The organism is Sorangium sp. So ce590 (genome assembly GCF_051521365.1).
GTDB lineage: Bacteria > Myxococcota_A > Polyangia > Polyangiales > Polyangiaceae > Sorangium.
This window is the reverse complement of sequence record NZ_CP150346.1, coordinates 3376867-3399621: the sequence shown is the minus strand read 5'-3', so window position 1 is coordinate 3399621 and position 22755 is coordinate 3376867. Positions and strand designations below refer to the sequence as shown.

At 71.6% G+C, this 22755-nt stretch carries 16 protein-coding genes and 2 CRISPR repeat arrays; of the genes, 6 read left to right on the top strand and 10 right to left on the bottom strand.

Annotation, left to right across the window (positions count from 1 at the left end; genetic code table 11):
* Positions 1–9: 9 nt before the first annotated feature.
* The 7 genes from WMF28_RS12970 to WMF28_RS12940 all read right to left on the bottom strand — a co-directional run bounded on the left by WMF28_RS12970 (position 10) and on the right by WMF28_RS12940 (position 7698).
* Positions 10–999 (bottom strand): hypothetical protein, encoded by a 990-nt coding sequence (locus tag WMF28_RS12970; protein WP_437602503.1) that lies wholly within the window; start codon positions 997–999, stop codon positions 10–12.
* Positions 992–1585, bottom strand: coding sequence for an RNA polymerase sigma factor (locus tag WMF28_RS12965; protein WP_437602502.1), 594 nt, complete (start codon positions 1583–1585; stop codon positions 992–994). Before WMF28_RS12965 ends, WMF28_RS12970 begins: the two co-directional genes overlap by 8 nt.
* A gap of 198 nt (positions 1586–1783) precedes the next feature.
* Positions 1784–2374 carry an RBBP9/YdeN family alpha/beta hydrolase gene (locus WMF28_RS12960; RefSeq protein WP_437602501.1) on the bottom strand — a complete coding sequence of 197 codons (591 nt, stop codon included), beginning with the start codon at positions 2372–2374 and terminating at the stop codon, positions 1784–1786.
* A 436-nt stretch (positions 2375–2810) separates the two neighbouring features.
* Positions 2811–4130, bottom strand: coding sequence for a polysaccharide deacetylase family protein (locus WMF28_RS12955; protein WP_437602500.1), 1320 nt, complete (start codon positions 4128–4130; stop codon positions 2811–2813).
* A gap of 306 nt (positions 4131–4436) precedes the next feature.
* Positions 4437–5924, bottom strand: coding sequence for a sigma-54-dependent transcriptional regulator (locus WMF28_RS12950; protein ID WP_437602499.1), 1488 nt, complete (start codon positions 5922–5924; stop codon positions 4437–4439).
* Positions 5921–6049 (bottom strand): hypothetical protein, encoded by a 129-nt coding sequence (locus WMF28_RS12945; RefSeq protein ID WP_437602498.1) that lies wholly within the window; start codon positions 6047–6049, stop codon positions 5921–5923. The genes WMF28_RS12950 and WMF28_RS12945 overlap by 4 nt, the downstream gene beginning before the upstream one ends.
* Positions 6050–6300: 251 nt before the next feature.
* On the bottom strand, positions 6301–7698 hold the full coding sequence (locus tag WMF28_RS12940) for an SGNH/GDSL hydrolase family protein (RefSeq protein WP_437602497.1): 1398 nt from the start codon (positions 7696–7698) through the stop codon (positions 6301–6303).
* Positions 7699–7938: 240 nt separating this feature from the next.
* Between WMF28_RS12940 and WMF28_RS12935 the strand changes: the two genes are divergently transcribed.
* From WMF28_RS12935 to WMF28_RS12925, 3 genes are all read left to right on the top strand, one after another.
* Positions 7939–9492, top strand: coding sequence for a sigma 54-interacting transcriptional regulator (locus tag WMF28_RS12935; RefSeq protein ID WP_437602496.1), 1554 nt, complete (start codon positions 7939–7941; stop codon positions 9490–9492).
* A gap of 73 nt (positions 9493–9565) precedes the next feature.
* Complete coding sequence (locus WMF28_RS12930) at positions 9566–11107, top strand: serine/threonine-protein kinase (RefSeq protein ID WP_437602495.1); 1542 nt, start codon at positions 9566–9568, stop codon at positions 11105–11107.
* A 10-nt stretch (positions 11108–11117) separates the two neighbouring features.
* Complete coding sequence (locus tag WMF28_RS12925; RefSeq protein WP_437602494.1) at positions 11118–11984, top strand: hypothetical protein; 867 nt, start codon at positions 11118–11120, stop codon at positions 11982–11984.
* Positions 11985–12457: 473 nt separating this feature from the next.
* Here WMF28_RS12925 and WMF28_RS12920 read toward each other — a convergent pair whose 3' ends face one another.
* Both WMF28_RS12920 and WMF28_RS12915 read right to left on the bottom strand, forming a co-directional pair.
* Positions 12458–13096, bottom strand: coding sequence for a YdeI/OmpD-associated family protein (locus WMF28_RS12920; protein ID WP_437602493.1), 639 nt, complete (start codon positions 13094–13096; stop codon positions 12458–12460).
* Between the two features lie 173 nt (positions 13097–13269).
* Complete coding sequence (locus WMF28_RS12915) at positions 13270–14460, bottom strand: hypothetical protein (RefSeq protein ID WP_437602492.1); 1191 nt, start codon at positions 14458–14460, stop codon at positions 13270–13272.
* Between the two features lie 895 nt (positions 14461–15355).
* Here WMF28_RS12915 and WMF28_RS12910 point away from each other — a divergent pair.
* Positions 15356–16276 (top strand): hypothetical protein, encoded by a 921-nt coding sequence (locus WMF28_RS12910; protein ID WP_437602491.1) that lies wholly within the window; start codon positions 15356–15358, stop codon positions 16274–16276.
* Positions 16277–16655: 379 nt separating this feature from the next.
* Here the strand turns inward: WMF28_RS12910 and WMF28_RS12905 are convergent, their stop codons facing one another.
* Entirely contained in the window at positions 16656–17057 is a 402-nt protein-coding gene (locus WMF28_RS12905) for a hypothetical protein (RefSeq protein ID WP_437602490.1), read from the bottom strand.
* A 650-nt stretch (positions 17058–17707) separates the two neighbouring features.
* On the opposite strand from WMF28_RS12905, the gene WMF28_RS12900 reads away from it, so the two are divergent.
* On the top strand, positions 17708–19096 hold the full coding sequence (locus WMF28_RS12900) for an IS1380 family transposase (protein WP_437602489.1): 1389 nt from the start codon (positions 17708–17710) through the stop codon (positions 19094–19096).
* Between the two features lie 211 nt (positions 19097–19307).
* A CRISPR array of direct repeats spans positions 19308–19780; the repeat unit is 37 nt; unit sequence CGCTTCAATGGGGCCGCCGCCTTTCAGCGGCGGAGAG.
* A gap of 149 nt (positions 19781–19929) precedes the next feature.
* Complete coding sequence (locus tag WMF28_RS12895; RefSeq protein WP_437602489.1) at positions 19930–21318, top strand: IS1380 family transposase; 1389 nt, start codon at positions 19930–19932, stop codon at positions 21316–21318.
* A 157-nt stretch (positions 21319–21475) separates the two neighbouring features.
* Positions 21476–22457: direct repeats of the CRISPR family, unit length 36 nt; unit sequence GCTTCAATGGGGCCGCCGCCTTTCAGCGGCGGAGAG.
* Positions 22458–22755: the final 298 nt, after the last annotated feature.

The following is a 22755-nucleotide window of genomic DNA, read 5'->3' as shown; positions in this document are numbered from 1 at the left end:
CCTGCCGGATCAATCTCCGAGCTTCTTCCTCGGGATCACGCTCTCGCCGCGCGCGTTGATGCCGGCTGCCGATTCGACACGATCGGCGTGAGGGCTGCCTGGATGCTCCTGGAGGAAGCGCCGCGCCGCCGCGTTTGCGCCCGCGCGATCTCCCTTGCTCGCCAGCGCCTCGACGCGGATCACGGCGGCCTCGTCGGCGAGCTGAGGGTCGGCGAACTCGCGCGCGTGGCGCGCCAGCAGCGCGAGGGCGGCCGCCGTATCGCCGCTTCGCAGCGCGCGCCGCGCCTTGTCGAGCAACGCCAGCTCGGAGGCCAGCGTCCGCGCGCTCCTTTCGCGCGCCCGGGGGCTGCCCGCCGCCGTCGCGGCGGGCGGGGGCGGCTCCTCGGCCGCGCGCTCCTCCGGGACGGGCGCCGGCTCCGTCCTGGCCGGGCCGGACGCGGGCGGCGCGGCGAGCGGCGACGGCGCGCCGGGCGCTTTCTGAGCCTGGTTCGCCGGCGCCGGCGCCGGCGCGTCGACGCTCGTCCATTCCGCGACCCCGAGCGAGATGATCCCCGCTACCGCGCCGATGCCGAATGCGCTCAAGAGCCCGCCCATGCCCGCCAGCTTCAGCGCGGCGACCGCGCCCGCCACGACGCCGCCCGTCCCCGCGACGCCGCCCGTCCCCACCGCGCCTCCTGCCGCGACGCCGCTCGCCGCGACGCTGCCCGCCCCCACCGCGCCGCCCACCCCTGCGACGCCGCCCCCCCCTGCGACGCCGCCCGCCGCGACGCCGCCCGTCCCCACCGCGCCGCCCGCCGCGACGCCGCCCGTCCCCACCGCGCCGCCCGCCCCCATCGCCGCTGCCGCGCTGCACGCGCCCGTCGCGGCGGCGGTGACGCCGAGCGCGACGAGCGTACGCCGGGTCAGGCCGATCGGCGGGCTCTCGTCGAGCGCCGCGCGGAGGAGCATCGTTTGCAGCTCACTCTCCTTCTGGTCCAGGAGGCGCTCAGGATCACTCATTGCACTCACCTCGAAAATGGGCCCGCGCCTCGAGCCGCCGCACGGCAGCCTGGAAGTGCTCGCGCGCGCGGCGAAGGCGGGAGGCGACCGTACCCGCCGGCAGATCGAGCATCACCGCGATGCTCGCCATCGTCATCTGCTCCAGCTCGAACAGCACGAAGACTGCGCGCAGATCGAGCGGCATCGTGTCGAGGATGGCGTCGATCGCCGCGCGGGCGCGGGCGCGATCCATCATCTCCTCGGGATCCGGCGCCGGGTCGACGCGCTCGCGGGGCTCCTCCTCGAAGACCTCCCGGCGCCGCTGCTGCGTCCTCCGCGCGCGCGAGGCGATCCGCAGCGCCGTGCTGAACAGGAACGCCGACTCCCGGCCGAGCTCGATCTCCCCCAGCCTCCGGGCCACCACGAGGAAGACCTGCTGCACCGCGTCTTCCGCGTCGGCGCGCGGCACGCCGAGCCGCACCAGCGAGCGCCACACGAAGGTCGAGTGCTCCGCCACGAGCGCGGCGAGGCGCCCCGTCGCCGCCAGGCGCTCGGGTGGAACGGCGGCAGGGAGATGCACCAGGTTCAGCGCTTCGCCACGGCTCACACCTCCTGCAATCTCCGGATCGCGGCGACCTGATCATCGAATCGAAAGGCCGGCGCCGACGCGGAGCGTCCGGGTGACCGCGCCCACCTCGTGAAGGAGCTGCGCCGTGCCCTCGAGCACGGACGAGCACCGCACCAGCGGCAGCGGAAATTGTCGTGTGCGACCTCCGCCTCCACCAGAGCACCCCGGACGAGGAGATCACGAGCACACACGCGTTGACACCGGCTCCACGAGGAAGGTTTGCTGCACCACGTCAGCGGGCTCGCCTGCCAGCGCGGCGAGGATCCGCTCGCCCTCGGGCCAGGGCCCGAAGCCGGCGTCGACGTTGATGTGCCCGGACGGCCCCACATTGATGAACCGGCTCCCCCAGACGCGCGCGAGGGCTTCGGCTCGCCCCAGGGTGCAGTAGGGATCGTTCGAGCTGGCGACGACGATCGAGGGGAACGGGAGCCTGACGCCGGGCAAGGGATGGAACGTCAGCGCTGCGCGCGGGTAGCTCGGCGATTCGGTGTCGGCCGGCGCGACGAGCAGCGCAGCGCGCACGGGCCGCGCGCCCAGGGCCGCCCAGTGGACCACCGCGCTCACGCCGCAGCTGTGCGCGATCAGCACCGGGGGCTCAGCGCTGCCGGCGACCGCCCGGTCGAGCGCCTCGACCCACGCGCCCCGGTCAGGGTGATCCCAGTCCGGCATCTCCACGCGGCGCGCGAAAGCGAGCTTCTGCTCCCAGAGCGTTTGCCAGTGGCGAGGGCCGGAGCCGGTGTAGCCGGGGACGATGAGCAGCGTCGGCATCGCGAGAGTTCCTCCCTGGGACGGGAGAGGTTACCGACGGAGCGGGTGAAAGTCACCCCGTCGCCGCGCGCGCCGTGGAGCGAAGGTGCCCCCCGCACGGACGTCTGACCACCGACACGACCCGCCGATACGGTCTTGCATGCCGATCTCGCCGGTGTCGGTCGCGCCCTTCTTGAGGGCGCGAATCCCCTGCCCGTTCTCGCCGACGACCGTCTGCACGCTGATGTTGAACGGCTGGGGGGTTGGCCCCCCCTTCTCCCGTGCTCGCCGAGCCACCTTCACCCCCCGCTCCCAGCGCTGGCCAGGCTGCCCCAGCTGCTCGCGCCGCCCGCGCCGCCCGAGCTGGGCCGTTGTCGCTCGATGAGCCGCAGCCCGCCAGCGCGAACAGAAAGGTGACAGCACAACGCTTCATCAACGTGATTCGCGTGGGGGCCCGCTACGGTGACAGGGTGAGCGAGCGCTCGTCGAGCGCGACCTCGTAATAACCGTGGTCGTCCCACGCGAGCGCGCGGCCACCCTGCCTGAGCGTGCCGCCGTCCACCTTCACGCGCACGAACTTGCCCGGCGGGAAGTGATCCGGCAGCGTCCATGTCCAGGTCGTGTTGCTGCCGGACGTGGCGCGCATGGCCGACGAGAGCGCCTTCTGGCCGGCCCAGTACGCGCCGACATTGACCACCGTGTCGAGCCACACGTCGCCGAGCGCCTTGCCGTGCCTCATGCTCCCGGTGACGCTCGACAGCTGGACCCCCGCGTACCAGTTGTCCCCCGGGAGGATCGAGTGGAACAGGAAGATGACCCACCTGCCGCCCGACCTCGCCGCGTCGATGTCGGCGTTGAACGTGCTCGCGCTCTCTCCCCCGTTCGCCATCTTGGTCGGCAGATTCCACGGGTTCGAGCTGTCGTTCGGGGCGATGGTCCCCCCCTGGACGCCGCGGTTCAGGAAGAACCTTGACTGCGCGGGGCTGCTCCAGCCCGCGTCCCCGAAGGGAGAGGCCATCGTCCAGACCTGCTGACCGTAGTGCTCTTCAATGTAGCTCGTGCACTCGTCGATCTCCGCGAGCAGGCTGCCGGCCGACCCGCCCGCGCATTCGGTCATGTTGGCGTGGCAGTGGTGCGCCGTGTGGTTGCCGAGCTCGTGGCCGTCCGCGGCCGCCCGCGTCCACGTCGCGTCGAAGTTCGCCAGGCCGCTCCTCCCGCTGTTGAGGTACCACGTCATCGGGACGCCCTCGGCCTGGAGCGCCGCGTAATGGGTGATGTGCGACGGCTGGGCATCGTCGAATGAGTACGAGACGGCGCCCCTGAATCCCGCCCAGTTGATCACGACCAGGTTCCCCGGGGTGCCGGACGGCCTGGCCACGCCTCCGCCAGGCGGGACCGGCAGCCCCGAAAGCACGCCCGGACCGCTGCCGCCGTCTCCGCCGCTGCCGCCGTCTCCGCCGCTGCCGCCGGCACCGGAGCCGTCTCCACCGCTGCCGCCGGCACCGTCGCCCCCCGCGCCGCTGCCGCCGGAGCCGCCCGCGCCGCTGCCGCCGCTTCCGCCCGCGCCGCTTCCGCCGGAGCCGCCTCCGCCGGAGCCGCCTCCGCCGGAGCCAGCCGCGCCGCCCGCGCCGCTGCCGCCGCTTCCGCCCGCGCCGCTTCCGCCGGAGCCGCCGCCGCCGCCGCCGGAGCCAGAGGAGCTCGCGCCATCGCCCGTGCTGGCGCTCGTTGCCTGACCGCCGGAGCCGCCGCCGCCGGAGCCGGGCGTGCCGCCGCTCACGCTGCTGGACGTACCGCCGGTCGTCGAGCTGGTGCCCGAGCCGCTCGGCTCGCTGGCGCAGCCCGCCAAAATGATCGCGCAGACACCTGAAATCAAAAGCAAACTACGCATGTTGACCCTGCCAAGCCAAGAGTCTTCGATTCACCGAGGGACCGAGAGAATACACGTTCTACCGGCGAGAGATCGCGCGGAGTATCCTGCTTGGCGAGGGCGCGCTACGTCCGGTAACACCCGTCGGCGCGGCGCTACGATCGGTAACGCACGGATCGCAGCGACCCGCGCGGCGCGGCGCGGTCGACCGGCGGCTCAGGAGCGCGGCCGAGGGATGCCGAGGCGCTGGCGCCGCTCCCAGAGGGCCTTGCGGCTGATGCCCAGGCGGCGGGCGATCTCGGTCTCGGTCAGCTCGTGCTGGTGCTCGAGGACGAAGCGGCGGAAATAGCCCTCGAGCGAGTCGGACGGGGGCTCGCTCTCGTGCGCGGCCGAGGCGGGAGCGGGCGCCGCGGGCTGCGGCGCGTCGTCGAGCCCGAGCAGGGCCACCCCGATCTGGCTGCCCTCGGCGAGGACCATGGCGCGGTGGATGGCGTTCTCCAGCTCGCGGACGTTGCCCGGCCAGGGGGCCGCCGCGATGGCGGCGCGCGCCTCCGGCGACAGCGCGAGCGGCAGGTGGCCCGTCGTCCGCGCGCGCCGCGTGAGCAGCGACTCCGCGATGCGCACCGCGTCGCCCGGCCGCTCGCGCAGCGGCGGCAGGCGGATCTCGAGGACCCGCAGCCGGAAGTAGAGATCGCTCAGGAACGACCCCTGGCGCACCATCGCCGCGAGATCCCGGTGCGTCGCGGCGATGAGGCGCACATCGACGCGCCGGGCCTGCGTCGCGCCCACGCGCCGCACCTCGCCCGTCTGCAGGAAGCGGAGGAGCCGCGCCTGGACCCGCGCCGGCAGCTCGCCGATCTCGTCGAGCAGGAGCGTCCCGCCCTCCGCGGCCTCGCAGAGCCCCGCGCGCGCCGAGAGCGCGCCCGCGAAGGCGCCGCGCTCGTAGCCGAAGAGCTCGCCCTCGATCAGCCCCTCCGGGATGGCCGCGCAGTCGACCCGGACGAACGCGAACTGCCGCCGCGGGCTCAGCCGGTGCACGGCGCGGGCGAGCGTCTCCTTGCCGGTGCCGCTCTCGCCGAGCACGAGCAGCGTCGCCTCGCTCGGCGCGACCTTGCGCACCCGCGCGAACACCTCCCGCATGGCCGCCGAGCCGCCGATCATGCCCTCGAGCTCGTCGTCGTCCGGGGCGGGCGGCATGGAGGCCGACGCGGGCGGCGGGTACGATGGCGCAGGCGCCATCGAGGCCGACGGGGGCGGCATGGAGGGAGGCGCGGGCGGCATGAATGAAGGCGGGTACGATGGCGCGGGCGACGACGGGCGCGCCGCGCTCTCCGCGGGCGCGCTCTGCCCGGAGCGCGCGCCGGCGAGGTGGTGCTCGACGAGGGCGACGAGCTCGGCGTGATCGAACGGCTTCGAGAGGTAATCCGCGGCACCGCGCTTCACCGCGTCGACGGCCGCCTTCACGGTGGCGTAGCTCGTCATGAGCACGACCGGCGCGCCGCCGCACCGGCCGACGAGCTCCGTGCCCGGCGCGCCGGGCAGACGCACGTCGGCGAGCACCAGCTCGAACGCGCGCAGATCGTCGGCCGCCTCGGCCTCGGCGATCGAGCCCGCCTCGACCACGTCGTGCCCGTGGCGCGCGAGCAGCCGCCGGAGCTCCGTCCGGATGACGACCTCGTCCTCGACAAGCAAAATCCGGCTCACGGCGCCACCTCGGGCCCGCGCCGTGCCCCGGGCGCGCCCGCGTGAACGTCGCGGCGCAGCGCCTTCCGGACGAGCGGCGTGAGCTCGCGCGTCGCGCCGGCCTCCGCGTCGTCTCCTCCGCGCATGGGAGCAAGGCTACTCAGGACCGGAACGGCTGAACACGTGCGGAAATACGCCGCTACGCGTCAATGTTATATAGCTCAGTTTTCTGCGTTACAGATCCTGGCGCGAGGTCACCGGGAGTTATCGATCGTGGCGCCACGCGAGGGTCGAGGCGCTTTCCTCGCCGGCGGAGCGGGGGGTCTTCGCCGGGCGCGCGGGAGCTCGGAGCTCCGCGCGCCCGACCGGGCGCCCCCCCCCGCGATCGGCGTCCGCTTTACTTGCTCGTGAACAGCGAGAGGTCGATGGCATTCGCCATCGCCTCCAGGCCAGTCGGGTTCAGGTGCAGCCCATCATTCTCGAAGTCGAGGCTATCCTGCAGCTTTGTAGGATCGCTGGGGTCGACGACCGCCGGATCCATATCGATGACCGCGTCGAACTTGTCGCTCGTGCGGATCCAGGTGTTGACCGTCTTACGGGTGGCCTCGTGCGCGTCGGAGTAGTACCCGTTGCCTTTGAACGGCAGGATGGGCACGCCGTAAACGAGCATCTCTTTCGCGTGCGCCTTGTCGATGAACTCGCCATAGGCCGCGATCAGACCGTCGGCGACGGGCGGCGCGCTGTCGTTGCCGATGTCGTTCACGCCGATGAAAATGATGACCCAGCGAGCCCCGCGCTGGTCCAGGATGTCGCGCTGGTAGCGCAGCTTGGCGGTCGGCCCGAGCCCGCCGGCCAGCACGGTGCCCCCGCCGATCCCCAGGTTCAGCACGGCGACGTCCTCGGTCCCGGGATTGGCCCGCAGCCGGCGAGACAGGAAGTCCGGCCAGCGCGTGTTCCCGTCCGTGACCGAGCCGCGGCCGTCCGTGATCGAGTCGCCGAGGATGGCGATCGCCGCGGCCGAGGGGCCGGCCATGACGTCGAGGCCCGTGATGTAGTACCAGTGAGCGGTGCTCACCGGCGACGACAGCGTCGGCGACGAGACCCCATCGCCGGTCTGGATGTACGAGTTCGTCCGTGAGCCCGGGTGCCCGGTGATGCCGGCCGGGACGCTGCCGAACCGGATGGTCACCGCGAGCTTGCTGAGGGGCTTGAGCGCGTAGTCGATCGGATCGGAAAAGACGGTCTTGCCCACCGGGATGGTCACCGAGTCGGCGCCCGCGAAGGTCAAAGCCTTGTCGGTGCTCGCCTCGATGCCGTCGGCGGTCGTCGAGTCCGCGATGTGCACGGAGCTCATCGTCACCGGCCCGTCGCCGAACTCGTTCGAGAGCAGCAGCCGCACGTTGCTGCCTCCGATCGAGGTGTACACGACCTGACGCAGGGTGTTGTTGGCGAGGCCCGGCGCGGGCGGGTTGTTGCCCGGCTCGGTCAGCTGCGGACCGGTCGTCCAGGTCCCGACCCAGCGCTTCTCACCTTCACCGCCGCCGCCTTCGCCGCCCTCGCCACCTGCGCCACCTGCGCCACCCTCGCCACCGGCTCCGCCGGTCCCGGTCGCGGTCGAGCCGCCCCCTCCAGCGTCGTTGCCGCCAACTCCGGTGCTGCCGGAAGCCTCCGTGCTGCTGGAGCTCGTCGCGCCTCCCGAACCGGTCGTCGCGCCGCTCGTCGCCGCGGTTCCGGGTGAATCATCGCCGCAGGCGGTGATCGATAGAAACAGAAGTGCGTAAAGAATTTTCCGCATGATCCTCGTCCAATGCTATGTCACTTACACTCGCCGCCCACGGTGCCACAACGGGGCTCAAGAGACGACATGTTTCATTCCCGGAAGAGGCGCGGTTGATCTCGATGCCGCGATGTGGCGTTACGATCGGTAACACCCCGGCGAGATCGCGTTGCGCTCGGGGCCCCGCCTCGCCGGCGTGTGAACGGTCACGCGGCGGCGCCGCGTGACGCCGGCGCGGAGGCCTGATGAGATGGGGGTATGCCCCCGTGGAACGACGACGACGCCGCAGCCACCGAGCTCCTGCCGGGGCCGATGCGCCCCACCGGGGCCGCGGCCGAGAGCTTCGCCCTCTCCGTCATGGCCGGCCCGGACGAGGGCCTCCGGTTCACCGTGGCGCCGGGGCTGCCCGCGCGCGTGCTCGCCGGCACCAGCCCCGCCTGCGACATCCCGCTGACCGACCGGCTCGTCTCGCGCCGCCACGCCGCCTTCGAGCTCGCCGGCGCCCGCCTGCGCGTCACCGATCTCGGCTCGACAAACGGCACCTTCGTCCAGGGGATCCGCGTCGGCGACGCGTACCTGCAGGGCAGCGAGCTCGTCAGGATCGGCGAGACCGTGCTCCGCGTCGAGGCGCTCGGCGTGACGCAGGCGGCGGAGCTGTCGCGCGCCGTGCGCTTCGGCAAGCTCGTCGGCGCCAGCGAGGAGATGCGGCGGCTCTATCCGCTGTGCGAGCGACTCGCGGCCTCGAGCGTCCCTGTCGTCATCGAGGGGGAGACGGGGACCGGCAAGGAGGTGCTCGCGGAGGCGATCCACGAGCAGGGGGTGCGGGCGGCCGGGCCGTTCGTCGTGTTCGACTGCACAGCGGTGCCGCCGACGCTCGTGGAGTCGGCGCTCTTCGGTCACGAGCGCGGCGCCTTCACCGGCGCGAACGAGGCCCGCCGCGGCGTCTTCGAGGAGGCGCACGGCGGCACGCTGCTGCTCGACGAGATCGGCGATCTCGATCTCGCCCTGCAGGCCAAGCTCCTGCGCGCCATCCAGCGATCGGAGGTGCAGCGCGTCGGCTCGAACCGGTGGATCCGCGTCGACATCCGGGTGCTCGCGGCGACGCGGCGCGATCTGGAGCGCGAGATCCAGGCGGGCCGGTTCCGGGACGATCTGTTCTTCCGGCTCGCGGTGGCCCGGATCGAGCTGCCGCCGCTGCGCAAGCGGCGGGGCGACGTGACGGTGCTCGCGCACCACCTCTGGCGGCAGCTCGCGGATCGCGGGGCGCCGTTCCCGCAGGGGTTCAGCGAGCGGCTTTCGGACTACGACTGGCCGGGCAACGTGCGCGAGCTCTACAACGCCGTGGCGCGCCGCGTGGCGCTCGGCGAGGCCGCGCCGATCGAGACCACGCGGGCCGGGCTGACCTCGTCGGCCGGGCCCGCGTCGACGGCCCAGGCGGCCGGGCCCGCGTCGACGGCCCAGCCGGGCGGGCCCGCGTCGACGGCCCAGCCGGGCGGGCCCGCGTCGACGGCCCAGCCGGGCGGGCCCGCCTCCGCGGCGATGCCGCCGTCCACGCCCGTGCCCCCGGCGTCGGCCGCGGGCGCCGGGGCCGGCGAGGGCGCCGAGCCTGCGACATCGGACGACATCATCGAGGAGATCCTCGCGCTCGACCTGCCCTTGCCGCGCGCGCGGGAGCGGATCGTCGAGCACTTCGAGCGGCGCTACGTGCAGCGCGTCCTCGCGCAGCACGGGGGCAATGTCCGGAGCGCGGCGGCCGCGTCGGGCATCGCGCGGCGGTACTTCCAGATCCTGCGCGCGCGGCGTTCCACCTGAAGATGCGGCGTGCGCGGCGCTCGACCCGACATGTCGCCGCGGCCTCCGCCTCGGGCGTGGTATCGTCGCGCCGATGTTGCGGGCCCAGGGCGGCGCGTCGGCTGTCGTCCGCTACCTGCTCTTCGACGAGATCGGGGCCGGCGGCATGGCGACGGTGCATCTCGGCCGCCAGCACGGCGCGGCCGGGTTCCGGCGGACCGTCGCGGTCAAGCGGCTCTACCCGCAGTTCGTCCGGGATCCCGAGCTCGTGGCCATGCTCCTCGACGAGGCGCGCGTGGCGGCCCGCGTCCGGCACCCGAACGTCGTCTCGACGATCGACGTCGTGTCGAGCGGGGGCGAGGTGCTGCTCGTGATGGAGTACGTGCACGGCGAGTCGCTGGCGCGCCTGCTCCGCGCGGCGACGAGGGACGGCGGCGCGCCCCCGCCGCGCATCACGTGCGCGGTGCTCGCCGGCGCGCTCCACGGGCTGCACGCGGCGCACGAGGCCACCACCGAGGACGGCGCTCCGCTCGGCCTCGTGCACCGCGACGTATCGCCTCACAACCTGCTCGTCGGCGAGGACGGGGTGGCGCGCGTGCTCGACTTCGGCGTGGCCAAGTCCGCCGGGCGGGCGCAGATCACGCGCGACGGGCAGATCAAGGGCAAACTGGCCTACATGTCGCCCGAGCAGATCGCGGGCGAGCCGCTCGACAGGCGCGCGGACGTGTACTCGGCCGGGGTGGTGCTGTGGGAGACGCTGACGGGCGAGCGCCTGTTCGAGGGGCGGGGCGAGGCGCTCTCCATCCTGCGGCTGCTGCAGGCGGGCGTGGATCCGCCGAGCGCCCGCCGGCCCGGGGTGCCGCCGGAGCTGGAGGCGATCACGCTGCGCGCGCTCGCGCGCGGTCCGGAGGACCGATTCCCGACGGCGCGCGCGATGGCGCTCGCGCTGGAGGCGACCGGCCTCGCGGCGTCGACCTCGGAGGTGGGCGGGTGGGTGTCCTCGCTCGCGGGCGAGTCGCTGGCGCAGCGCGCGGCGCTGATCGCCGCGATCGAGCCGAGGGCGTCGACCCCGAGCGCGGCGCCGGAGCTCGGGACCGGCCCGGCGGAGGCCGCCGCAGGCCCGGCGGAGGCCGCCGCAGGCCCGGCGGAGGCCGCCGCGTCGAGCGCACCGCAGGCCGCGAGCCGGCAGCGCTGGGGCGCGGTCGCGGCGACGGGCGCGCTGCTCGCCATCGCGGCGGCGGCGATCGGCCTCGCGCGCGCCGAGGCGCCGCTGCGCGTGCGCGCGAAGGCCGGCATCGCGGCGGCGGCGGCGCGGGCGCGGGGCGCGGCGCGGCCGGGTGCGCTCGCGCATCAGGCGCCGTCCGTGGCCGGCGGCGCCAGCACGGGCGTGCCGGGGGCGCGGGGCGCGGTCGTGGCGCCGGGCACGTCAGCCGAGCCGGGCACCGCGAGCGCGCAGGGCACGTCAGCCGAGCCGGGCACCGCGAGCGCGCAGGCCGCGCCCGCCGCGCGGGCCGCGCCGCCCGCCCGCCCCGGCCCGCGCCGGCCGCCACGCCGCGAGCCGGCGCGCGACGGGTGCACTCCACCGTTCGTCATCGATGGACAGGGCCACAAGCGCTACAAGCGCGAATGCTTCTGACGGAGGCCGGATGAACCAGCGCACCCCTCGCCGCTCCCTCGTCGTCGCCGCCGCCCTCTCGGCCCTCGCCTGCCTCCACCCGGCCCGCGCCCTGGCCGGCGACGCCGAGGCCTGCTTCACGGCCTCCGAGGAGGGCCAGCGCCTGCGCGACGAAGGCCGGCTGCGCGAGGCGCGTGCGCGCTTCATCGCGTGCGGCGGCGCCGCCTGTCCCGCCCTCGTCCAGTCGGACTGCGCGGGCTGGCTCTCCGACGTCACCGCGCGCGTGCCGACGCTGATCGTGAGCGCCCAGGACGAGCAGGGCCACGACGTGGCCGACGTGCGGCTGACGATCGACGGCGCGCCCCTCGCCGCGCGGCTGGACGGCAAGGCCGTCGAGGTCGACCCGGGCGAGCGCGTGCTCCGCTTCGAGCGCGCGGGCAGCGCTCCCGTGGAGCTGCGGCTCGTGGTGCGCGAGGGAGAGAAGCTGCGCCGCGTCTCGGCCCGGCTCGCCCGGTCGGCCGCGCCGGGAGCGGGCGCGCTCGCGCCCCGCGAGGACCGGGCCGCGTCGTCGCCCGCGAGCGCGCTCTTCCTGCCCATCGCGCTCGGCGGCGCCGCGGTCGTCGGCGGGGTCGCCTACGCGGCGTTCGGCCTGAGCGCGCGCGCCGACACCGAACGCCTGCGGACGACCTGCGCGCCGCGCTGCACCGAGGCGGACGTCGACGCCGTGCGGACCAAGGTCCTCGCCGCGAACATCGCGTTCGGCGTCGGCGTGGCGGCGCTCGGCGGCGCCGTGGCCGCGCTCCTGCTGCGCCGCCCCGACGCCGCCTCGCCCGCCGCCGCCGTGCATGGGGTCCTCTTGCCCGGGGGCGCCGCCGCGGCGCTCGGCGGCCGGTACTGAGGGGCGGCTGCTCGATTTCAACGGATCGACCTGGCCACGCACAGCATGCCGCTGCGGCATCGCCGACTTGCGATAAACGGCCCGCAGCAGATCTTCCCTGTCTTCCCGGCGGAGCCCTTTCGCCTCCTCGAGCCGACCTCGGGAAATCGATGGATCCTCTCGATTGTGGCGCTCTTCTCCGCGCTGGGGATGGGCGCCGCGGGCCCCGCGGCGCACGTGGAGGAGCCGGCGGCGAACAGTCCGGCATCCGGCGAGGCTCCGGCGAACGGCGCGTCGGCGGACACCCCGAGCGGCGATTCGCCGATCGAGACGCCGGACCAGCCGTGCAAGCTGGACAGCTGTCTCCGCCCTCATGACCCCTGCACGTGCAGCAATACAGGGTGGGCCGGATATCGCGGCACCGGCCCGCACCACCCTGGGTGTCTGTACTGCCGCTGCGATTGACAGGCGCCGACGGAATCGGCGAGGGCGGCTCACTCCGCAGGGGACCGGGGCGCCTTTGACGGTCGACGCCCTTCCGGCACGATGGTCTCACCGCGCGCCAGCATCGCCACAAGATCCGCGATCTTCTTCGCGCGCCCCGCGGGCGTCTTCATGTTGCTCACGCGGAACGCCAGCGCGAACAGGTTCTGTCGCCCGAGCGTCCGAAACGTCTCGTGAGCTCGTGGGTTCGCCTCGATCGCGGCGCGAAGATCGTCGGGGAGGGTGTCCTGGGTTGCGCTGCGCATCGGCGCGTACGCCGCATCCCAGCGGCCATCGGCCTTGGCCGCGTCCACCTGCCGCTGCCCGTGGGGCGTCATGCGCCCCGCGGCGGTCAAGCGGGCGATGTTGTCGCGGTTGATCTGACTCCAGACGCTCCGCGCCTTGCGCGGCGAGTACCGCTGCAAGAACGAGGCTTCATCCAGGGCTTTTCGGATCCCGTCGATCCATCCCCAGCAGAGCGCCACGTCGAGCGCTTGCGCGTTGGTCACCGTCGGCACGCCGGAGCCCTTCTTGTAGATCCTCAGCCACAGCTCCGTCTCCTGCGCGTGGTTTACGGCCAGCCACGCCTCGAGCTCGGCTTCGGTACGGAAGCTCTTGATCTTGTTCTTGTCGGGAACGATAGGCGCCATGCAGTCTGCCTCGCAGCGCGGCCATCCTACGGCGAGCCCGCCGAAGCGGCCAGCGCCGAGCTCGTCGAACGCCGGATCGCCCGAGCTCGCCTCGGGGTCGAGTTTCAGCTCTCCCGGGAGGCTCCCGGCAGGAGCGGACCGCGCGGCGCGCGTGCCAGCCCCCGGCGCGGGGCTCAGCGTACGGTCCGCGAGAGCGATGCCTCGTCGAGCTCGTCCTCGGCAGCGCGCTCGAGCGCGGCGCGGAGCTCGTCATCGGCCGTGGACTCGGCGGCGACGCGGATGAGGCTTTGCGCCTCGGGGTATCCGGTGACGCGCAGGAGGAGGGCAGCGCCGATCCGGCGATCCGGCGGGGCGCTGGCGTCGTCCAGGGTGTGGAGCACGTCCTCGGGCGTCAGGCCGGTCGCGCGGTAGTCGCCTGCGGTGAGCATCTTGCGGAGATCCTCGCGCCAGGCCGCGGGCTCGCGGCCGCGCCGCTCCAGCGCCTCGGCGCCTGGCGGGGCCGCGCCCCCCGCGGCGCGCTCGTGCGCCTCGCGGATGCGCTGCGCGAGCGCCTCGGCCAGGCCGCGCCCCGCCCGGAGCTCGGCCGGGACATCGTGACCCTGGCGGAACAGGAAGAGGCGGTCGTCGCGCGTCTGGATCGCGGTGAGCTCGGTGTAAGGGAGCCAGTCGCGCGAGAAGTCGCGCTCGACGAGCACGCCGTCGCTGCCCACCACGACCCGCGTGGGGCGAGCGCCTCGGCTGATGAGCCAGGCAGGCAGCAGAGAGAGCACAAGCCATCTCGCCGCGAACGCGGCGTAGTCGAGGGGCGAGCCGCGGAAGCTGTCGGCCCTCAAGAACACCCAGTGGAAGCAGAGCATGGAGACGAGCAGGAAGGCACAGCCGGCCGCGAGCTCGCGGCTGGCGCTGCCGAGCGAGACCGCCACGCGCCGCGCCGCCGGGCCGAGGCCGAGGGCCGCGAGCAGCCGCGCGCCCTCCTCCTCGCGCTCGACCTGCACCTCGAGGAGCCGCCCGCCGCGGAGCTCCAGCGCGACGTGGGAGCGCGGCTCGGGCACGACAAGGCCGGAGCGGATCGCGGCGCGCGGGATCCAGCGGACCGCGGCGCCGCGGGTGAGGCGCAGGCCGGTCGCGCAGGCCGCCACGCGCACCGCGCCGCGCCGGGCGAGGGGAGCGGCGGTGATGGCGGCGCTCAGCAGCGCGAGGAAGATGCCGGCGAGCATGCCGGCTCCGCGCCAGGCCCCGACGTCGCGGGCCATCTGGCCGAACAGCGGTGAGGCGAGCTTCTGCCCGAGGACGGCGGCGAGCTCGCTGACGAGCATGGGACCCGCGATCGAGAGCAGCGCGAGCGCCCCGAGGACGCGTCCCACGCCAGGGTGGCGCTGCGCAACGCGGGAGCTCGTGAGCTCGAAGGAGGGTCTGGAGGGCGGCGGCATGCCGTGGAATTGTCTCTTCAGCAGACCCGGGCCCGAACACAAATCGCGTCACCCGGCCGTGCCAGGCTCGCCGATCGCCGCGCATGTCCCGGATCTTCGACCCGAAGACGGCCAGCGCCCGCGACCAGGCCGGCCGCAACCGCCGCCAGGCGGCGACGCCGCGATGCCTTCGCCCCCGTCGCCTCGACCCCATCTCTCCTCGCCCCCACCCCGCGGAGCGGGTGCGGGCTGACCTACAACGGCGGCGTAGATTCGAGATGCTGTCGTCCGCGCGGTTCCCGCGCGGGGTATTACCCTGTGGGTTACCGAAGCGGTCACGGCCGGACATTTCATCCAGAGTGAAAAAGGGCTCTCTTTTAGGTTTGGTGGAAGCGTGTCCACGTGTGAACAGGTTGCAGCGCGAGACCTGAACAGCAGAGATGAATCAGCGCGATGAGGGAGGAGGCTCCGTGGAGGCCGTAGGACCGTCGCGTGATGGTGCGCACCTTGCCATTGGCTGACGCCGATCGAGAATGGCTGCGAACGTCGTGCTCGCGCGAGGGTGCCGCTCTCCACCGCCGCCGGCGCCGCGCTCGCCACCTTCTCCGGCGCGGCCGCGGGCGTCTCGCGGCGCTCCCGCCGGAGCACCTCCTCCGCATCCTCGCCGGACACCCCTTCCGTCGCCGCCCGCACGTCGTCGCCGAGGCCGCGCGGCGTCAAGGCGGACGTGGGCCCCCCTCACGCCGGCCGGATCGGACGATCCCGCGAGCGAGCACGAATCCGCGGGGTACTTGGCCGTTGTGCGGCAGCGGGATGCGCCGCTACCATCCCTCCACCGGAGGAACATCCCATGGCCAAGTCCAAATCCCCGAAGAAGTCATCCGAGAAATCCGCGCCGGCCGGCACGGCCGAGGAGATACCGCCGCCGCTCGTCCTGACGGCCGCGGAGCAGGATCTCCTGGAGCGCTCCCTCAAGCTGCTGGTCAACATCCAGACCACGCCCTTCAGCGCGCGTGCCCGTCGCGAGGGCTATACCACCGACGAGCATCGCGAAGGGTGGCGGCTCCTCAGGATCGCTTCGGGCGAGGAGAAGCCGCTCGATCACCTCTTCGTCGAGGTCGCGAACGGCGGCGTGCTGCAAGGCGCGGAGCGGCTCCGCCTGCTCCAGGACGTCGACGCCTTCGAAAATATGTGGTTCCCCCGCACACACGTCGTCATTCGCCGCATCGTCCCGCGCGCCCGCCGTGACGCCTTCGAGGCCGCTTTCTTCAAAAACCTCGAGCAACAGCCCCTCGGGCCGGCGGTCATCGTGTCGGTCCGGACGTTCCTCTCCCGCCTCGACGGCCTCTCCCAGAGCAGCGACGAGGACGCGAAGAAGGTCCGGCAGACCCTCGTAAGGCGTGGCCTGACGGAGGAGAAGCTCAAGGACGTCCGCGATCTGCTCGGCAGGCTCGAGGTCGGCGGAGGCCCGCTGCCCCAGCGCAAGGTGTCCGCCGCCGAGCTCGCGAAGGCCCAGCAAGCGCAGCGAGAAGCCCTCGACGATCTCCGCGACTGGTTCAACGACTGGGCAACCACCTTCCGGCAGGTGTTCGGCACCAAGGCGCAGCTCAAGCTCGGCCTCACCACGGCCAAACGCGCGTCGGCCGGCAAGAAGGAGGTGGCCGAGGAAGAGGACGACGGCGAGGAGACCAGCGAGGAGGAGACGGGCGAGGAGGAGCTCGACGAGGAGGAGGTCAGCGACGACGAGTCCGAGCTTGATGAGGACGAGTAGCCGGAACCGTCCCCTGCGACGCGGCGCGCCGTAGCTGGCGTTCGGGGCGTGTCACCCCGCGGCGTTCCACCGATTCAGCGGCGACTCGGCAACCACGGTCCGCGTTGAGCGGACGCTCCGGCGCCGGACGAAAAGCCGATCTCGTGCAAGCCCGCACGCGATGCCTACCAGCAGGACGGGCAGTCGCTCCCCCCGCAGTCCATGGGTGATCGGATAGCAGATGCGCCATCACGCAGTGTGTCTCGTTCGACGACGCGGCTTGGGTGGCACCGTCAGCCCTTGAATTCGATCCAGGACACTCGGTCGTCGACGCCAATTTGGGTCGGACCCGAGGTCGCGGAACCGGAGCATCGATTCCCCCCACATGAGCGGTTGGTCGTCAGTGTCCCACAGAAGCCGAGTGATCGTTCCATGAGCCGAGCTGAGAGCCCGCATCAACAAGATCGGGTGAAGGGGGGGCGCGCGAGGCGGGCTCATCTGCGCTCTTCTTCTCCGTCACGACGGGGAGCTTCTCGCTCTGCACGATAGTTCGCGCGATCGCTGCGTTGAGGAGCGTGGCAAGCACAAGGACCTTCGCACTGACCGGCTTGCGCGCGGTGATCTCGTCGAGCCTGGCACCCGCCTTCTCGCCTTTGTTATCGATCTCGATCTCCCAACGGACGCGGTAGAGATCACCTACCTGATGTGGGCCGTGCGTCTTGCAGGGCACGTTGGTCAGGAAGAAGCAGTAGCCCTTGGGCTTGGGGATGCCAACCAGGCGATAGTGAGCCTGGAGGACCACTCTTTGTGGACTCAATGGGGCCGCCGCCTTTCAGCGGCGGAGAGCGGGGTCCAGAAGACCTTCGAGACGGTCGGCCTCGCGCTTCAATGGGGCCGCCGCCTTTCAGCGGCGGAGAGGGAGGAAGTCTCCCACGGAGGAGACGTCCACCTTGTCGCTTCAATGGGGCCGCCGCCTTTCAGCGGCGGAGAGCGGATCACTCGCACCGGCGCGTACGTCTACGAGGGCGGGCTTCAATGGGGCCGCCGCCTTTCAGCGGCGGAGAGGGGACGCTGGTACAGGAGCGGGTTCATCTTGGCGTCGCTTCAATGGGGCCGCCGCCTTTCAGCGGAGGAGAGTCTCCATCACGAAGAACATGAAGCGGTGAACCGCCTCGCTTCAATGGGGCCGCCGCCTTTCAGCGGCGGAGAGGTGCCACCGCTTACCGTAGCTTTGACCCTATCCCGCCCTGCTTCAATGGGGCCGCCGCCTTTCAGCGGCGGAGAGGGAAACCGTGCGGTCGCGTTGGGGGGCGGGGCGCTAGCTTCAATGGGGCCGCCGCCTTTCAGCGTGGATTTCGCGCCCAGAAATCCGATCCGGGGCGTGAGAAATCCGGCGCAGTAAAAGGAACGCCTTGAAAGAAAGGCTCGGCGTGGCGACCCGTCCGGGTTGCTATGACCAAACGAAGGCACACGCCGAGCACCTGCAAGGTGCGCCGGCGCGAGCTCGGGCTCAAGAGGAAAGGCGACGGGCCGCACCAGGAGCGAATCCGGCGGCCAAACCCTGCCATGATTCACCTCGCGCCCACGGAGAAGAACCTGACGGGCATCGCAGGGCTTGCCCCGTTCGGCGCCTTCCTCCGGAAGCTCGGCGTCGACGCGGCCTTGAGCCGCAGGTTCTTCCGGCTCAAGACGGGCCGCTCGGTGATCTACCCGATGGCCGCGCAGATGCGCCTGCTGATGGACAGCGCGCTCGCCGGCGAGGAGCGCGTCTTCGGCATCGAGGCGCTCGCTGTCGATCCGCTCTTCGCACGCCTCGCCGGCGGAGTCGTCCCGAGCATCGACACCGTCTACCGGGACCTGTGCCGCTTCGATGACAATGCGCTCGAGGTGCTGCACAGCATGGTCGTCGACCATGGGCTTGCCCTCGTGGCTCGTCGAAAGCACCGATTCGTGCACATCGACGTCGACACGACCGTGGAGCCGCTCTTCGGGATGCAGGAGGGGGCACGGCCGGGCCCGAACCCGCGCTACCACGGCCGGCCGAGCTATCATCCGATCCTGGCGCGTATCGCCGAGGTCGACGCCATCGTCGGGGCCAAGCTGCGACCGGGCGACACGAGCTTCGGCGAAGCCGATGTGCCCTTCGTCGAGGAGTGCATCGATCGCGCGCGCGCCGCAGCTCCGAGTGCGGCCATCTACGTACGGATCGATGGCGCTGGGGATTGCAGCGCCTTGATGCACGCCGTTGCTGCGAAGGGATGCTTTTTCCTGACCAAGGCGCGGATGAGCCCCGATCTGGTGGGCAGAGTCGCGTACGCCACCGGATGGCGGACCATCGACTGGGATGCCGACGGTCGTCCTCGCCGGCAGGTGACCGAGGTCCCCTTCAGGCGCCGCGATTGGCCCGATGTAGTCCGCGTCATCGCCGTACGCACACGCGACCGGGAGAATGGAAAACAGATCTACCTTTGGGAGGGGCTCGACTACACGGTGCAGGTCTTTTTGACCAACGAGCCGGTCGAAGCGCCGGAAGACGTCGCGGCGCGGTATGACCTGCGCGCGGGCATCGAGCCGCTCATTGGCGAGCTCAAGCACGGGTGGGGATGCGGTCGCGTGCCGAGCCACTGCTTCAACGCCAATCATGCCGCGCTGCTGCTGAAGCTGCTGACGGCCAACCTGATGCGCCGCTATGTGCTGGAGCACGTTCCGCACCTGGCGAGCTGGCGAACGCCGTGGCTGCGCCGCGCGCTGATCCTCGTTCCGGGAAGATTGGCCCGGTCGGCTCGGGGCACGACCCTGCACGTGCCGACGTGCTCGCAGCTCGCCCGCTGGCTCAATTGAGCATGGAACCAGCCGAAATATTCGTGGGGGGTAAGGGGGGCGTGTGCCTTCGTGATGCTCTGGGCGCAGCCAATTGTAGTTCAAACCGCATTCTTTTGGCTAAGCGCGGCTCGCACCGCAATTTCGGCTCGCTCGTGCCCCCTGGGCGCGAAATCCACGTTCAGCGGAGGAGAGGCATCATCGACCACTTCGCTGCGAAGTTTCAGATCCAGGCTTCAATGGGGCCGCCGCCTTTCAGCGGCGGAGAGCCCCCGCTCGACAGGTGGGCGGTCACGACGGTGCAGCAGCTTCAATGGGGCCGCCGCCTTTCAGCGGCGGAGAGCGGCGACGTGAGCGAACCCGCGTGGACCGCCTTCGAGCTTCAATGGGGCCGCCGCCTTTCAGCAGCGGAGAGAGGTTCGCGCGGAGCTCATCGCGCAGAGCCCGTTCCTGCTTCAATGGGGCCGCCGCCTTTCAGCGGCGGAGAGGACCGCCGACGCCGCGGCAGGCCTGCCACGCGAGCTCGCTTCAATGGGGCCGCCGCCTTTCAGCGGCGGAGAGGACACCTGGACCGGTGACGAGGAGGAGGGCGTCACCGCTTCAATGGGGCCGCCGCCTTTCAGCGGCGGAGAGCGCCGGGAGCGGCTCATCGAAAAGGCGCTCGTAGAAGCTTCAATGGGGCCGCCGCCTTTCAGCGGCGGAGAGCCGGGTGCGGCGGCTCGCCATCGGCCAGCAGGCGCAGGCTTCAACGTGGATTTCGCGCCCAGAAATCCGATCCGGGGCGTGAGAAATCCGGCGCAGTAAAAGGAACGCCTTGAAAGAAAGGCTCGGCGTGGCGACCCGTCCGGGTTGCTATGACCAAACGAAGGCACACGCCGAGCACCTGCAAGGTGCGCCGGCGCGAGCTCGGGCTCAAGAGGAAAGGCGACGGGCCGCACCAGGAGCGAATCCGGCGGCCAAACCCTGCCATGATTCACCTCGCGCCCACGGAGAAGAACCTGACGGGCATCGCAGGGCTTGCCCCGTTCGGCGCCTTCCTCCGGAAGCTCGGCGTCGACGCGGCCTTGAGCCGCAGGTTCTTCCGGCTCAAGACGGGCCGCTCGGTGATCTACCCGATGGCCGCGCAGATGCGCCTGCTGATGGACAGCGCGCTCGCCGGCGAGGAGCGCGTCTTCGGCATCGAGGCGCTCGCTGTCGATCCGCTCTTCGCACGCCTCGCCGGCGGAGTCGTCCCGAGCATCGACACCGTCTACCGGGACCTGTGCCGCTTCGATGACAATGCGCTCGAGGTGCTGCACAGCATGGTCGTCGACCATGGGCTTGCCCTCGTGGCTCGTCGAAAGCACCGATTCGTGCACATCGACGTCGACACGACCGTGGAGCCGCTCTTCGGGATGCAGGAGGGGGCACGGCCGGGCCCGAACCCGCGCTACCACGGCCGGCCGAGCTATCATCCGATCCTGGCGCGTATCGCCGAGGTCGACGCCATCGTCGGGGCCAAGCTGCGACCGGGCGACACGAGCTTCGGCGAAGCCGATGTGCCCTTCGTCGAGGAGTGCATCGATCGCGCGCGCGCCGCAGCTCCGAGTGCGGCCATCTACGTACGGATCGATGGCGCTGGGGATTGCAGCGCCTTGATGCACGCCGTTGCTGCGAAGGGATGCTTTTTCCTGACCAAGGCGCGGATGAGCCCCGATCTGGTGGGCAGAGTCGCGTACGCCACCGGATGGCGGACCATCGACTGGGATGCCGACGGTCGTCCTCGCCGGCAGGTGACCGAGGTCCCCTTCAGGCGCCGCGATTGGCCCGATGTAGTCCGCGTCATCGCCGTACGCACACGCGACCGGGAGAATGGAAAACAGATCTACCTTTGGGAGGGGCTCGACTACACGGTGCAGGTCTTTTTGACCAACGAGCCGGTCGAAGCGCCGGAAGACGTCGCGGCGCGGTATGACCTGCGCGCGGGCATCGAGCCGCTCATTGGCGAGCTCAAGCACGGGTGGGGATGCGGTCGCGTGCCGAGCCACTGCTTCAACGCCAATCATGCCGCGCTGCTGCTGAAGCTGCTGACGGCCAACCTGATGCGCCGCTATGTGCTGGAGCACGTTCCGCACCTGGCGAGCTGGCGAACGCCGTGGCTGCGCCGCGCGCTGATCCTCGTTCCGGGAAGATTGGCCCGGTCGGCTCGGGGCACGACCCTGCACGTGCCGACGTGCTCGCAGCTCGCCCGCTGGCTCAATTGAGCATGGAACCAGCCGAAATATTCGTGGGGGGTAAGGGGGGCGTGTGCCTTCGTGATGCTCTGGGCGCAGCCAATTGTAGTTCAAACCGCATTCTTTTGGCTAAGCGCGGCTCGCACCGCAATTTCGGCTCGCTCGTGCCCCCTGGGCGCGAAATCCACGTTCAATGGGGCCGCCGCCTTTCAGCGGCGGAGAGGCCGCCTTGCTGCGCGTTCCTGGACACAGTGACTGAGCTTCAATGGGGCCGCCGCCTTTCAGCGGCGGAGAGGGTTGTAGCTCGAGTTCGAGATGACCGGAGTCCCCTTGCTTCAATGGGGCCGCCGCCTTTCAGCGGCGGAGAGGAGCCCGTGCGGCTGCGGCTGCCATCTTCGTGCGACCGCTTCAATGGGGCCGCCGCCTTTCAGCGGCGGAGAGATCCGCGGGGCGGTCCCCGCGTTCATCTTCGACGCGCTTCAATGGGGCCGCCGCCTTTCAGCGGCGGAGAGCGCGACTGGACGTTCGGACCGAACGACGAGGCGCTGCTTCAATGGGGCCGCCGCCTTTCAGCGGCGGAGAGGACCATTGCGGGACGAGCACAACCACGTGGATCCGGCGCTTCAATGGGGCCGCCGCCTTTCAGCGGCGGAGAGCAAGGCCCTCCGCGCGCTCGCCGAGGGCGACGACGAGGAGCTTCAATGGGGCCGCCGCCTTTCAGCGGCGGAGAGCGCTAAAAGCGCCATCCAGTGTCGTACCTGGTTGCGGCTTCAATGGGGCCGCCGCCTTTCAGCGGCGGAGAGGACGCGCGCCTACGGTAACCGCATGCGGTTGTTCCTGGGGCTTCAATGGGGCCGCCGCCTTTCAGCGGCGGAGAGCTCGAGGATGCGCCGCGGGGAGCCTTCCCGGTGCCGCAGCTTCAATGGGGCCGCCGCCTTTCAGCGGCGGAGAGGTGCTCGGGCTCTCTGCGTCCTACCTGTGCGACATAGCTTCAATGGGGCCGCCGCCTTTCAGCGGCGGAGAGACCCCGCGGCGTTCAACGAGTTCGTGCTGCGCGACGAGCTTCAATGGGGCCGCCGCCTTTCAGCGGCGGAGAGACGGCGATCGATAAGGGCGGGCCGATGGCCTACAGCGCTTCAATGGGGCCGCCGCCTTTCAGCGGCGGAGAGAGGCCTCCCAGACCTACCTAACATTTCGCGCACTTGCAACCCGGTTTGCGAGAGGTCCCCGTCCCACCCCCCGCTCCGGCCACTCGGGGCCGCCCCGCGCGCCCCCGGCCATCTCGAAATCCATCGTCTTTTCAAACACCTGCCGGCCTTGCGAGCGCCCCCCGGGTTTTCCGCGTCACTCCACCGCTCGCAGCCGGTGCTCCCGCCCTCTTCTACCACACCCCCTCCTCTCCTCGCCCAGGCCTTCCGCTCTCCCCGGTCGCCTTGCCGCTCCCTGCCCCACCTCGCCCGAGTCATC

Bases quoted from the DNA above. Each gene is read 5' to 3' on its own strand.
- WMF28_RS12970 (WP_437602503.1), bottom strand. From the start codon at position 999: ATGAGTGATCCTGAGCGCCTCCTGGACCAGAAGGAGAGTGAGCTGCAA.
- WMF28_RS12960 (WP_437602501.1), bottom strand. From the start codon at position 2,374: ATGCCGACGCTGCTCATCGTCCCCGGCTACACCGGCTCCGGCCCTCGC.
- WMF28_RS12945 (WP_437602498.1), bottom strand. From the start codon at position 6,049: ATGCGCGGAGGAGACGACGCGGAGGCCGGCGCGACGCGCGAGCTCACG.
- WMF28_RS12940 (WP_437602497.1), bottom strand. From the start codon at position 7,698: ATGCGGAAAATTCTTTACGCACTTCTGTTTCTATCGATCACCGCCTGC.
- WMF28_RS12935 (WP_437602496.1), top strand. From the start codon at position 7,939: ATGCCCCCGTGGAACGACGACGACGCCGCAGCCACCGAGCTCCTGCCG.
- WMF28_RS12930 (WP_437602495.1), top strand. From the start codon at position 9,566: ATGTTGCGGGCCCAGGGCGGCGCGTCGGCTGTCGTCCGCTACCTGCTC.
- WMF28_RS12925 (WP_437602494.1), top strand. From the start codon at position 11,118: ATGAACCAGCGCACCCCTCGCCGCTCCCTCGTCGTCGCCGCCGCCCTC.
- WMF28_RS12920 (WP_437602493.1), bottom strand. From the start codon at position 13,096: ATGGCGCCTATCGTTCCCGACAAGAACAAGATCAAGAGCTTCCGTACC.
- WMF28_RS12910 (WP_437602491.1), top strand. From the start codon at position 15,356: ATGGCCAAGTCCAAATCCCCGAAGAAGTCATCCGAGAAATCCGCGCCG.
- WMF28_RS12900 (WP_437602489.1), top strand. From the start codon at position 17,708: ATGACCAAACGAAGGCACACGCCGAGCACCTGCAAGGTGCGCCGGCGC.
- WMF28_RS12895 (WP_437602489.1), top strand. From the start codon at position 19,930: ATGACCAAACGAAGGCACACGCCGAGCACCTGCAAGGTGCGCCGGCGC.